The following is a 12,733-nucleotide window of genomic DNA, read 5'->3' as shown; positions in this document are numbered from 1 at the left end:
GTGGTTATTTGCAACAGTGCCATTCCCCCCACCCACCACGATGACTTTCTTATCTTTAAATGAATCTGCATTCAGGTAATGGGCTGAATGTAACTGCGTGCCTTGAAAGTTTTCCTGTCCCGGATAATCAGGAATAAACGGCTGGCGCCATGTCCCTGTTGCACTGACCACCACCTTGGCTCGCCAAAACTTTTCTCCAGCATATACGTCTAAATACTTTCCCTTCGATTCCACACGATCGACATGTACTGGACGAACAATCGAAAATTGATATCTCTGTTCATAAGCCGATAAATACTGGATCACCTCATTTCGTGTTGGATAGGTCTGTTCAGTGATGGGCATCATCCAACCGGATAGAGAACTCCAGGTATTAGGAGAAAAAAGACGCAATGACTCCCAGGTATGCAGCCAGGCACCCCCCGCTTGATTTTGCTCATCCAATATAATGAATGGGATTTTCTTGCGCTTTAAAAAATAAGCGGTAGATAAAGCGGCCTGCCCACCACCGATAATGATCACATCAGTTTCAGTCTGTTTCTGGTTCAAAGCCTTCACCTTTTCCTTATTTATCTCTGACTTCTTTAATGTAAAAACCCAATCATGAAGACTGGGTTTTTACAATATTCATTGTACCTTTAACAGCACTTCATCGGTACAGCATAAAAGTGTTACTGACCTGGCAATGAGGCGCAGTATTTAATACCATCCAGCATTTATAAACTGCGCTGATTTACACGCTTGGACAACTCTTCAGCCGATTCCTTGCGTTCAGAATAACGATCTGTCAGGTATTTGCTTTGTCCACGAGTCAGTAGGGTGAACTTAAATAACTCTTCCATCACATCCACAATCCGGTCATAGAAAGCCGAAGGTTTCATTCGTCCATCTTCTTCAAACTCCAAAAAAGCTTTTGGAACTGAAGACTGATTTGGAATGGTGATCATCCGCATCCACCGCCCCAAAATACGCATCTGGTTCAGGCTGTTAAATGACTGTGATCCGCCACTGACTTGCATCAAGGCAAGAGTTTTACCTTGGGTAGCACGGATTGCCCCTCCTGCCAGTGGAATCCAGTCGATTTGAGATTTAAAGATTGAACTCATAGAACCATGGCGTTCAGGTGAACACCAGACCATGCCTTCTGACCATGCTAAAAGCTCATGCAGTTCTTTTACTTTTGGATGCTCAGTATCCGCATCTTCTGGTAAAGGAAGCCCTTTAGGATGAAAGATTTTTATTTCCGCCCCAAAATGCTCAAGGATTCGACCGGCTTCAAGAACTGCAAGGCGACTGTAAGAACGTTCTCGATTAGAGCCATACAGCAGCAAAATTCGCGGAGGATGAGCAAGTTCTTTGGCTTGAACTTTTTCAAAGGTGGGTTGCTCAAGAAGATTTAGATCTACATTTGGGAGATTCATAGAGTTAGGCCTCTTTAAAAACTTTCTTTCTCAGCCAGAGTGAAACACTCACCAAGGCAATCAACACAGGAACTTCGACCAGTGGGCCAATAATCGTGGTAAAAGCAACAGGCGAAGCGATACCAAAAGTTGCAATCGCTACTGCAAGTGATAATTCAAAATTATTCCCCGCTGCGGTAAATGCAATTGCTGTGGTCTTAGGATAGTCATTGCCCATCCATTTACTCATAAAGAAGCTGATGAAGAACATTAAAACGAAGTAAATGGTTAAAGGAATCGCGATGCGTAAAACTTCAAGCGGAAGACTCACGACATCACCGCCTTTTAGGCTAAACATGGCCAGAATGGTGAACAGCAAAGCCATTAAACTCAGCGGACTGATTTTCGGAATGAACTTGGTTTCATACCATTCCACGCCTTTCTGTTTCACCAAAATCCATCGCGTTAAGAAACCTAATAAGAACGGAATACCAAGATAAACCAGAACAGCATGGGTGATGGTCCAGAAATCGACATTAATGACCTGCGAAGCGACACCAAAATAGGGTGGAAGGAAGGTCAGGAATAACCAGGCATAGGTACTGAAAAATAGAATCTGGAAGATGCTGTTAAAGGCAACTAATGCTGCAACATATTGATTATCACCACAGGCCAAGCCATTCCACACCAGAACCATGGCAATACATCGAGCAAGACCAATCAGGATGACACCGGTCATATATTCTGGATAACTATGTAAAAATATGATTGCCAGGGCAAACATGAGTACTGGCGCGATCAGCCAGTTTTGTACTAAGGACAAAGTAAGGGTTTTCTTATCCTTAAACACTTGTGGCAAAGTCGCATAGTTCACTTTTGCCAGTGGTGGATACATCATTAGAATAAGACCAATCGCGATTGGAATATTCACTGAATCAATGCTTAATTTATCGAGTGCGACAGAAGCCTGAGGAAAGAAGTTTCCGATGGCAATGCCTAAGGCCATGGCAATAAAAATCCATAGCGTCAGGTTGCGATCTAAAAAAGATAAGCGTTTTTCAGACATTTCACTTACTCAACGTTCGAAATTTGATTAATTGCTGCAATCAATTCTGAGCGAGATAGTTTATCTACATTAAGTTTAAATAAAGCATCTAAGCGACGATTGATATGTTCAACAGTGCTCATAAAGGCTTTCATTTTTTCTTCTTTATTCACGTCTAAGTGTGAAGGATCAGCCAAGCCCCAATGTGCCTTGATTGCTCCACCCAAATAAAGTGGACATGCTTCTTGAGCAGCAGAATCACATACTGTGATCACAACATCAGGTTGATATTGTTCACAATCATTAATCGTTTTACTCCATAAACCTTCGGTAGATAATCCTAAGTTTTCAAGGGTTTCTAAAGTTAGCGGGTGAACTTGACCTGAAGGCTTACTCCCAGCGCTATAGGCTTTCCAACCTTCTGGTGCTCGGCTATTAAACAAAACTTCAGACAAAATGCTACGGCAGCTATTTCCAGTACATAAAAATAAAAATTTCATTGAATTACTCACAATAACTATTTACAGAAAGGGGGTGTTGATCATCCAGCTTTGATTGAGATTGAACCGTCTTCAAAATATCTAAAATTTCATAACACCAGTTGGCCAATTTTGGATTGATACTGTAGTAAACCCATTGGCCTTGTCTGCGATCTTGAAGTAGCCCTGAAGCACGTAAAAGGGCTAAATGTCTTGAAATTTTCGGTTGACTGAGTTGTAGTTTTTCAGTCAAATCACATACACATAGTTCTTTATTTTCAACAATTAATGTCACTATATTGAGACGTGTTTCATCTGATAAGCATTTAAAAAAATTAACTTGATCCATATAAATCTCCTTCACATTCTTTCCATTCAAGAGATGAGAAAGTACTATTTAATTCTTTGGCCATTTTCATCAATAATTTTTTCACCATCTTCTTTGCTAAATGCGCCTTTCTGAGGAAACGGGAGAATATCCAAAACAACTTCAGAAGGACGACACAAACGTGTACCTAAATCCGTAACAACGAATGGGCGGTTAATCAAAATAGGATGTTGAAGCATAAAATTTAAAAGCTGTTCATCAGACCAATCTTCCCGAACAATTTCTAAATCAGAATATGGAGGTACATTTTTACGAATTGCTTCTCTAACACTTAAACCAGCACTACGAATAAGTTCAATTAATTCTGCTTTCGAAGGTGGGGTAATTAGATATTCAATAACGATTGGTTCAATTCCTGCATTTTGAATTAAAGCTAAGGTATTCCTTGATGTACCACACTCAGGATTGTGATAAATCTTTATGGTCGAGAACATTTTGACTAACACTGCTATTAGAAACTCAGATATACTTATATACGTATTTCCACATATATGTAAATACGTATATTGATTTTATTTAAATTACTTAATGTCAATAAATGTATATATATTCTTGCAAATTCTTATGAGTGAGAAAAAACTCGTTATTTAAATATGTAAATTTAGAGTATACCCTAAAATTACATTTTAAAAGTTCTTAAAAACATGTACCATTTAAATGTTTTTTAATCATAAGTAACATGTAACTTTGGTATTAAAGATTTATAATTTACGAAATTGTTCATTTTTATCCAATTGGGGCGTAAAAAGTGAAAGGCCAAAAAGTAGGCTATGTGCGAGTGAGTTCGGTCGAGCAAAATACGGGACGTCAACTTGAGGGAATTGAAGTCGACCGGATTTTTGTTGACCGTGCTTCAGGTAAAAATACCGACCGACCGAAATTTCAGGAAATGTTGAATTATGTCCGGGAAGGAGACCGGGTGATAGTACATTCCATGGATCGTTTTGCGCGAAGCTTAAAAGATTTGGTGACTGAAGTGGATAAACTGGTCAAACGAGGGATTGCCATCCAGTTTGTAAAAGAAAATATTACTTTTACGGCCCAATCCACCCCGATGGATAATTTGATGCTGCAACTGATGGGTGCTTTTGCACAGTTTGAACGTGAGATCATTTTAGAGCGGCAAAAGGAAGGAATTAAACTTGCCTCTTCTCAAGGGAAGTACAAAGGCCGGGTACATAAATTGAAACCTGATCAGGCTGAAGCTTTGCGACAAGACTGGAAGGAAGGGAAGTACCCTTCAAAAATGGCATTAGGCCAGGCATTTGGAATTAGTCGCCAAGCGGTATATCGGTATTTAAAAGCCGGGAAATAACTCAATTGAAATTGGCGACTATATTTAGTTTAGCTTATGAAAATCGTGAAACGTTGATTAAATAATAAGTGCAGAAAGCAAAGAGTTACTAATTTTATACAATATAAGTTTTTGATTTATAATTAATTAACTCGATTGCAATCTAGCTTTTTCAGCAACGATTTATCTTTTTTAAAATAGTATTAATTTATTTTTTTGAGAACAAACCTTAACAAAATTACAAGTTTGTAATTTTGTCGTCATTCGGATGTATATATTTACTCATTATTATAAGTAAAGATTTTTTTGGTCCAAGATATGATTAGATTCAATAATATGTACATGAAGATTATTTTAGTTATTTTTACTATAGTTTTTTCAACCAGTAGTTTTGCTGATGGGGGACTCCGTTTCTTAGAGAAAAATTTAGAAATAATTAACAAATAATTAACATAGTAATTTAAATTAAAAAGTGATTTATCAGGTGAATTTTAACTATATAAATAATTTATTTAATTTAATAAACCTTTCATAAATCATTTTTTGCTCAGTTCTATGTTGTAAATTCCAGCAATTATCATAGCCACGCGGCTGTTACTGAAGAGAATAGTAAGAAGCTAATATTTACTGTAGGTTTGACCACTACGTTTTAATCGTAGAAATTATAACCGTTTTTATTACTCAAAGTTTAACTTTTGTGATTATCTAAAAACACATAGCGGTCGAATGGCCATATTAACTGACTTAAAATCAGTCGTATACTTTAATGTAGCGGTTCTGATAGCACAAAAGTTCGCAGCATGAAAACGGAACCGGCATAATTGATTTATAGTGAACCCATACACTAAGCATAATGATTTAGAGGACGATAATCCCAATGAAAAAATTCCTTTTAGGAGCTGTTGCCGCATCTGTTTTGGCCTTTTCAGGCAATGCTATGGCCAATTTTGTGGCAGGTCAGGACTATCAGGTGGTTGCAAAACCAGTCAAAGTCGAAAAACCGGGCAGAATTGAGGTACGTGAATTCTTCTGGTACGGCTGTGGTCACTGTTTCGCGCTTGAACCACATATGCAGGGCTGGTTGAAAAAATTACCAAAAGATGTACGTTTTGTACGTACGCCGGCTGCAATGAATCCACTCTGGGAGCAGGCAGCGCGTGCTTATTATGTGTCTGAAGCATTGGGTGTGCGTCAAAAAGCACATTTACAATTATTCCATGATATTCATGATAAGCAACGTCCAATTTTAGAACAGGCGCAATTGGCCAAGTTCTATACCCGCTATGGTATTCCTGAAGCGAAATTTAACAGCACTTATAAATCTTTCCCGATCACTTCGAAAATTGCCCAAGCCAAAAATCTGGCTGCTCAGTATCAGTTAAGTGGTGTTCCGGCAGTGACCGTGAATGGTAAATATATTGTGCAGGGTAATGATGCCAAAGTCATTCAGGTGGTGAATTACCTGATCGAGAAAGAGCGTAAAGCCAAATAAGACGCGATTGATTATCTCTAAAAAAAACCTGCATCGAATCTGCAGGTTTTTTTATTTAAACTGGAGGAATGGTTATTTACGTCCTGACTGCCGGATCTGGTGTTTCTATCGGCGGGCGATACCAGTGTAAAATTCCTCGGAATAAGAGCTGCATCTGCAACACGCTTTGCGCTTTAAAGTAATGAATTTTCCTTTCTATTTCAACACGCAGAATTGCCGAGGCGCCCCGACGCTCTACAACAAACAAATTCTAATCTAAGATTTACATAAATAGACTGATAAAGTTTAAAAGGAATAAATATTAATTTAAACAACATGGAAATTCTTGTTAATTTCAACAGAAATATGAACAATCTCTTCATGAATTGACAAAGCTTTACGAACTACCTCTGCTGTTAAGGAGTCATTAACTGTATTTAGGGATAAAATACATGAAAATTTACTTCTACCTACTTTCCAGACATGCAGATCAGTAATCGTAATTTGGTTATCTAATTCCTCTACAACTTCCTGAATCTCCTTTACTACAGGATGTTCCATCTCTGCATCAAGCAATGTTTTACCTGTTTCTCTAATCAATCCCCAAGACCATTGTGCTACAAGCACTGCACCTACGATCCCTAGAATTGCATCTAAAAAATCCCATCCAAAATACTTCCCTGCGAAAAGTGCAATAATCGCTAATACAGAAGTTACTGCATCTGCTACTACATGAAGAAAAGCGGCTTTCTGGTTTAAGTCATGGTCATCATGAGAGTGATGATGATCGTGGTGGTGGTCATGGTCATCATGAGAGTGATGATGATGGTGGTGGTGACCATTTTCACGTAGTAACCAGGCACAAATAAAATTAACGATCAAGCCAACAATCGCAATTGAAATTGCCTCGTTGTAGTGAATATTCACAGGATTGAATAAACGTTCTATCGATTGAACACCCATGAATACAGCAACAACCATCAATAAAATGGCACTCGAATATCCAGCTAAGATTTCTATCTTCCATGTACCGAAACAGAATCTCTGATCACGAGCATATTTTCGAGCCATTTTATAGGCAAAATAAGCTAAGCCCAATGCCAACATATGAGAACTCATATGCCATCCATCAGCCAATAAAGCCATGGAATTAAAGAACCATCCTCCAAAAATTTCAAACACCATCATTACACCAGTGAGGATGGTTGCGATTAAAATTTTCTTTTGTGCTAAAGGATTTCCTTCGTCAAATTGATGCGAATGGTCACTTTTAACATTATTTAGATATTACATTTTATTGCACCACAATTAATACTCCCCCATAGTATATGTTCTTGAGGTTGAATAGTATGTCTCACTTAAATCAGAACAAAAAAATTTTAAATCGGATTAGACGAATTCAAGGTCAAACTAATGCCCTTGAACAGAATATTTTAAATTCTGAAAATTCTTGTATTGAGGTATTACAGCAAGTTGCAGCAATTAAAGGTGCGATAAATGGCTTAATGAATGAGTTAATAGAACTTCATCTTAGAGAACATGTACTCGGTGATACTGAGAAAATAAAGGAAAAAGAACTAAATGAATTTTTAGCTTTAGTTAAACGCTACTTATAACTTTAAAGCACAGTCTTTTAAATAAAAAAACTGTGTGCGCACCTATTAATGACAGTGGTAATCACCAGTTTTACTGTTGGTATGACAACCCTGTGAGTTCGTTCCCCCAGAATGAGCATTCGCATAGGTAAATGACATGCCTATAAAGCATATTAATAAAATTCTTTTCATCTTAATCCCTCTCAAATAATTAGAATATCAACTGTATGATATTTAATAAAAGCCAACATGGCTTAGACCATTTCCAAATATATAAAGTAAAGCCAACAAAACTTTAAATGTATATAAAAAATGGTTAAATAATTGCAAGGGGGGCTTTAAAACGTTTTAATCGTAAAGCATTTCCTAGTACAAATATTGACGAGAGAGCCATTGCACCAGCAGCAAATACAGGAGAAAGTAGCAGTCCAAATTGCGGATAAAGTACACCTGCTGCAATAGGAATCAGAGCTGCATTGTAAACAAATGCCCAAAATAAATTTTCACGAATATTGGTTATAGTCGCTTTGCTTAAAGCGATAGCATTTGGCACTCCTTTCAGGTTGCCAGACATCAAAACCACATCAGCAGCTTCAATAGCTACGTCTGTACCTGTACCTATTGCTAAACCAATATCTGCTTCTGCAAGTGCAGGGGCATCATTAATGCCATCTCCAACATATGCGAGTTTACCATATTGATTTTTTAATTTTTTAACGGCCTCTATTTTACCTTCAGGTAAGACTTCTGCAATAACCTCATCAATACCTAGTTTTTTTGCAATCGCTTGAGCTGTATGACGGTTATCACCTGTAATCATGGCAACCTTTAAACCTAACTGATGTAACGCTTCAATTGCAGCAAATGTTGATTCTTTAATTGGATCTGCTACAGCAATAATGGCAGCAAGTTTCTGGTCAATCGCAACATAGAGAGGGGTTTTTCCTTCTTCTCCCAAACGATCCGAAAATTGAGAAAAAACATTAGGATTCAAACCTAGTTTTTCCATATATCGATCTGCACCAATATGAACCAAATGTTCAGACACCGTTGCTTCTATTCCATAGCCCGTGACTGACTTGAAATCAGCAACAGGAGACAGGATTAATTCCTTATCTATAGCGGCTTGTACAATTGCTCGAGCAATAGGATGCTCAGACTTTGATTCAACGGCTGCCATAAGTGAAAGTACGGCATTGTATTCAAACCCTTCTAAGACATGCAGATCGGTTAAAATTGGTTTCCCTTCAGTCAGGGTCCCTGTTTTATCAACAGCAACCACTTTAGTTTCTTTGAGCAGCTGCAAAGCTTCCCCTTTACGGAATAAAACACCCATTTCAGCACCACGCCCAGTTCCCACCATGATTGATGTAGGCGTTGCAAGTCCCATTGCACAAGGACATGCAATAATGAGTACCGCAACTGCATTAACTAAGCTAAACGTTAGGGCTGGCTCAGGGCCGAAGATAAACCAAGTAATAAAAGTTAAAAGAGAGAGACCCATTACTACAGGTACAAACCACATGGTAATTTTATCAACCAATGCCTGAATAGGCAGCTTGGAACCCTGTGCCTGTTCAACCATTCGGATGATTTGAGAAAGCACTGATGAACTACCAACAGAGGTGGCTTTGATATTTAAGCTGCCACTTTGGTTAATTGTTCCTCCTACCACAGTAGAGCCTATCGTTTTTTCAACGGGCATAGGCTCGCCAGTAATCATGGATTCATCAATAAAACTTTGGCCGTGAATAACTTCACCATCGACAGGGATACGCTCGCCTGGTCTAATCTCTACAATCGTTCCTGTTTGAACTTCGGCAATCGGAACTTCTATCACCTGATTATTGAGCTGTATTCTGGCAACTTTAGGCTGCATTCCAACTAGATGTTGAATTGCTAAAGACGTTCGGCCTTTTGCCTTGGCTTCAAAAAATCTACCTAATAGAATTAAAGTGATAATAACCGCTGCAGCTTCATAATAAACATTGACCGTGCCTTGTGGCAGGACACTTGGAAAGAAAGTAGCAACCACTGAATAAAGATAAGCAGCCAATGTTCCTACAGCCACCAAGGAATTCATGTCTGGTGCTAAGCGGAATAAACTTGGGATGCCCTTTTTAAAGAAGCGTCGGCCTGGAAAAATTAATGCTACTGTGGTCAAGAAAAATTGCATTAACCAGCTATTTTGTTGGCCAATGTTATCCATCATAAACGTATGAAAGGCGGGAATCAGGTGTGATCCCATTTCTAAAATAAAAACGGGTAGAGTCAATAAGACTGACAAAATTAAATCTTTTTTAAGTTTTTCTAATTCAATATTTTTTTTATCTTGAAAGCTTTCCGTAGTTTGATGAACTGACTTTGCTTCAAACCCTGCTTTGGTGACAGCCTGAATTAACGAGTCACGAGTGACAGATGAGCTTGCCTGAATAGTCGCTTTTTCAGTAGCCAGATTTACATGAGCTGATTCCACACCCTCAACAGATTTTAAGGCCTTTTCTACTCGACCTACACAAGAAGCACATGACATACCCTCAATCGTAAGCTCTATTGGTTGCAGCGCTTCCACTTCGTAGCCTGCTTTTTCTACGGCTTTAATTAAAGTAGCGCGATCAAGTGGTTGATGCGCATAAATGACTGCTTTTTCGGTAGCCAGATTTACATGAGCCGATTCAACACCCTCAACAGATTTTAAAGCTTTTTCCACACGGCCTACACAAGAAGCACATGTCATCCCCTCAATCTCTAATGTTTCACTGTAGTGTGGCGTATCAGTCATTTCGGTACTCATATACGATCTCTATCATTTAGATATGCTGAGTTCTATATGCGAAGATCAGCTCGAACCAAGATTAGGGGGAATTCAGGGATTACTTTTATTTCAAGCAAGTACAGGTTTTATCTGTACGATGAGGAAAATAAGAGAGAGTAAAAGTGGTAAGGAATTCCCACTGTTACTCTAACAGAGATTAAGCAGGATCAGCTGTAAATCCACGCTCACTGAGAGTGGCAATGACTTGATCCTGACTCACCGTTGTGTTGATTTCAACAATACGGTTTTGTAAATCAATATCGAGTGAGGCATTCGAGTCGAGCTCTTTAATTGCGGTAGTAATGCCGCGTGCACAACCACCACAAGTCATATTAGCGATGTGAAATTTCATATGTTGCTCCTTTTTAACAAAACATTTGTTTAAAACATTAGAACAGTAACTCTAAACTTTCACCATACAACCAGCCTTTTTCTGAATCAGTTACTCGCTGTAACTTGGTCTGTTTACAACCTTACAGTTTTCTTCAGAGTATTCCAAAGAAGAGTGTTCTAATGACTACAGTAAAAGTACTTAACCAACATTAATGTGACTTTAAAATGACATTTTTGTCATCTACGATCACTCTGAAATTTATAAGATTAGTTATTTCAATCAATGGTAGTGAACTGAATAGATGAGACCGTTATGGGTTGAAGATAAGCTAAAAACCGGTGACTACCTTTATGTATAATGCCTCATGATGCGATTTTACTGTTCTGATTGTCGTAAGTTGGCAGTCCAGTAGAAACTTTATTGCTCAGCTACAAAAGATAAATGCAGTAATGTTAAATTTCCTCAATTCCCTTATTTTGAAATTCTCTTATTCAATACCCACGACAGTGGTTATATAGCCTGTTGTTAATAGAATTGATAGACCTAATAACATCTCAAATAAAATGGCATGACTAAGGTGTTTAGCGAATTTAGGATGTTGAAGACGCGGGGTGAAATACCATTTGTTGAAGGCAGCTAAAAGTAGAATACCTATAACAAAAAACATTTTAACCATGAAACCATAGCCATATGCAGTATTGATTAAGGTATTAAAATCTTTAATTAAAAGAAGAGCTACACTAGCGCCACAGGCGATTAATATCCCAACAATGAAAGCAGCAATACGTCCAAATACATGCATGCGATCTTTTAAAGGTAAACCACTTATTTCCCGGCTGGTTTTCCATAACGGATATAAAGACCCCATCCATAACGACATAACTAGAATATGGATTGATAATAAAATTTGAGCAAGTAAGGTTAAATTAGCGACATGTCCGAGCTGGGAAAAACTAAAAATAATCGGGAGAAGTAAAACACAAAATATTGAACTTTCAATTATAGAAAACTGACCTTTGTTCCTGTTAAGTTTAACCACCATGAGAAGAAGTAAAAGAGCAAAACTAATAGAACGAAGAACGTATATATACCCCGTCGGAGTATTAACCAATATATTAATATACGTGGGGTCCACCATACCTGTAATACCAGTATTGGCAAAACTACCAATCAGAATAAAAAATCCCAAGGTACTGGAAATTAGGCCTAATCCAGCGCCAATTGTAATATATTTAAGAATCGATTCTTTTAGTTCAAGATATTGTCTAAGTAAAAAATAGCAAAAGGCTCCACCAACGACAAAAGCTACACTTAAATATAAAATAACCTTAGTTAACCAAGTGGCCCACATCCAATATTCAGAAATCATTATTTTTGTCCATTCTAGAACAACATGCCAGCACCTCACTGACATGTTGAAAGGTAATCAATTCTTATTTAGTTGATTTGATAGTGAAACTATATTCACCATTCATGTTGTGACCATCTTTCCCCATTGTTGTCCAGACAACGGTATATTTACCTTTTTTCAGTTTCGGAAGAGCTACATCAAAGGATTTCTTTAAGTCATGAGTAACTTTATATTTTAAAGGAACATCTCTTCGCTGAGCATCCAGTAACTTAATATTCATCAACATAACCTCTGCACCAAAGTTAAGGGTCAAGTTCTTTGGTTGACTAAGGATAGATGCATTTTCCGCAGGAATCGCACTCACTAAACTCACATGAGCGAACGTAGTTGTAGTAGCCACAATCATCGTTGCAGCTACTACAACATTACGTAGAGCAGTCATTTTATTTTGAAATAATTTCATTTACGTTTCCTCTTGATTCGTTAGTTCATTAGAGATGACTTTATAAAATCTATATTTAATGAGACCACATCATCTCCTCTTATATTTCAATTATTAGT

General features: G+C 37.9%; 14 protein-coding genes and 2 pseudogenes. 4 read left to right on the top strand and 12 right to left on the bottom strand.

All coding sequences use genetic code 11. The annotated features are described in order from the left end of the window. The 6 genes from B3J29_RS13435 to arsC form a co-directional block, all read right to left on the bottom strand. A partial coding sequence (locus B3J29_RS13435) for an NAD(P)-binding domain-containing protein (RefSeq protein ID WP_286965825.1) occupies window positions 1-549 on the bottom strand: 549 nt, incomplete at its 3' end. A 167-nt stretch (window positions 550-716) separates the two neighbouring features. Continuing rightward, on the bottom strand, window positions 717-1,421 hold the full coding sequence (arsH, locus tag B3J29_RS13430) for an arsenical resistance protein ArsH (protein WP_004644739.1): 705 nt from the start codon (window positions 1,419-1,421) through the stop codon (window positions 717-719). A gap of 4 nt (window positions 1,422-1,425) precedes the next feature. Then, window positions 1,426-2,466 carry an ACR3 family arsenite efflux transporter gene (gene arsB / locus B3J29_RS13425; protein WP_004644740.1) on the bottom strand — a complete coding sequence of 347 codons (1,041 nt, stop codon included), beginning with the start codon at window positions 2,464-2,466 and terminating at the stop codon, window positions 1,426-1,428. A gap of 5 nt (window positions 2,467-2,471) precedes the next feature. Then, the gene (locus B3J29_RS13420; protein ID WP_004781073.1) at window positions 2,472-2,945 is read right to left on the bottom strand and encodes an arsenate reductase ArsC; all 474 of its coding nucleotides are present in this window, start codon (window positions 2,943-2,945) and stop codon (window positions 2,472-2,474) included. A gap of 4 nt (window positions 2,946-2,949) precedes the next feature. Further along, complete coding sequence (locus B3J29_RS13415; protein ID WP_004644742.1) at window positions 2,950-3,273, bottom strand: metalloregulator ArsR/SmtB family transcription factor; 324 nt, start codon at window positions 3,271-3,273, stop codon at window positions 2,950-2,952. A gap of 44 nt (window positions 3,274-3,317) precedes the next feature. Then, entirely contained in the window at window positions 3,318-3,746 is a 429-nt protein-coding gene (gene arsC / locus B3J29_RS13410; protein WP_004733243.1) for an arsenate reductase (glutaredoxin), read from the bottom strand. 314 nt (window positions 3,747-4,060) lie between these two features. Between arsC and B3J29_RS13405 the strand changes: the two genes are divergently transcribed. The 3 genes and pseudogenes from B3J29_RS13405 to B3J29_RS13400 all read left to right on the top strand — a co-directional run bounded on the left by B3J29_RS13405 (window position 4,061) and on the right by B3J29_RS13400 (window position 6,098). After that, window positions 4,061-4,627 (top strand): recombinase family protein, encoded by a 567-nt coding sequence (locus tag B3J29_RS13405; RefSeq protein ID WP_004812033.1) that lies wholly within the window; start codon window positions 4,061-4,063, stop codon window positions 4,625-4,627. A 557-nt stretch (window positions 4,628-5,184) separates the two neighbouring features. Then, window positions 5,185-5,306 (top strand): annotated as a pseudogene (locus B3J29_RS15445) (cation transporter); the annotation flags it as partial. Between the two features lie 177 nt (window positions 5,307-5,483). Then, complete coding sequence (locus tag B3J29_RS13400; RefSeq protein WP_004281236.1) at window positions 5,484-6,098, top strand: thiol:disulfide interchange protein DsbA/DsbL; 615 nt, start codon at window positions 5,484-5,486, stop codon at window positions 6,096-6,098. 306 nt (window positions 6,099-6,404) lie between these two features. On the opposite strand, the pseudogene dmeF reads toward B3J29_RS13400, so the two are convergent. Then, window positions 6,405-7,346: pseudogene (gene dmeF, locus B3J29_RS13395) on the bottom strand (CDF family Co(II)/Ni(II) efflux transporter DmeF); the annotation flags it as partial. An 80-nt stretch (window positions 7,347-7,426) separates the two neighbouring features. Between dmeF and B3J29_RS13390 the strand changes: the two are divergent. Continuing rightward, window positions 7,427-7,693 (top strand): metal/formaldehyde-sensitive transcriptional repressor, encoded by a 267-nt coding sequence (locus tag B3J29_RS13390; RefSeq protein WP_005006352.1) that lies wholly within the window; start codon window positions 7,427-7,429, stop codon window positions 7,691-7,693. A gap of 45 nt (window positions 7,694-7,738) precedes the next feature. On the opposite strand, the gene B3J29_RS13385 is transcribed toward B3J29_RS13390, so the two are convergent. From B3J29_RS13385 to B3J29_RS13365, 5 genes are all read right to left on the bottom strand, one after another. Next, on the bottom strand, window positions 7,739-7,831 hold the full coding sequence (locus tag B3J29_RS13385) for a YHYH domain-containing protein (protein WP_151809984.1): 93 nt from the start codon (window positions 7,829-7,831) through the stop codon (window positions 7,739-7,741). 157 nt (window positions 7,832-7,988) lie between these two features. Then, on the bottom strand, window positions 7,989-10,466 hold the full coding sequence (locus tag B3J29_RS13380) for a heavy metal translocating P-type ATPase (RefSeq protein WP_004281880.1): 2,478 nt from the start codon (window positions 10,464-10,466) through the stop codon (window positions 7,989-7,991). Window positions 10,467-10,644: 178 nt separating this feature from the next. Further along, window positions 10,645-10,839, bottom strand: a complete 195-nt coding sequence (locus tag B3J29_RS13375) for a heavy-metal-associated domain-containing protein (protein ID WP_004281879.1) — start codon at window positions 10,837-10,839, stop codon at window positions 10,645-10,647. A 469-nt stretch (window positions 10,840-11,308) separates the two neighbouring features. Next, a complete protein-coding gene (locus B3J29_RS13370; RefSeq protein WP_005105846.1) occupies window positions 11,309-12,190 on the bottom strand; it encodes a copper resistance D family protein in 882 nt (293 codons plus the stop codon). A 64-nt stretch (window positions 12,191-12,254) separates the two neighbouring features. Then, entirely contained in the window at window positions 12,255-12,635 is a 381-nt protein-coding gene (locus B3J29_RS13365; protein WP_004681441.1) for a copper resistance CopC family protein, read from the bottom strand. Window positions 12,636-12,733: the final 98 nt, after the last annotated feature.

This window comes from Acinetobacter sp. UBA5984 (assembly GCF_002429925.1).
GTDB lineage: Bacteria > Pseudomonadota > Gammaproteobacteria > Pseudomonadales > Moraxellaceae > Acinetobacter > Acinetobacter variabilis.
Note: the sequence above shows the minus strand (reverse complement) of the source record. Positions and strands in the feature narration are given on the sequence as shown.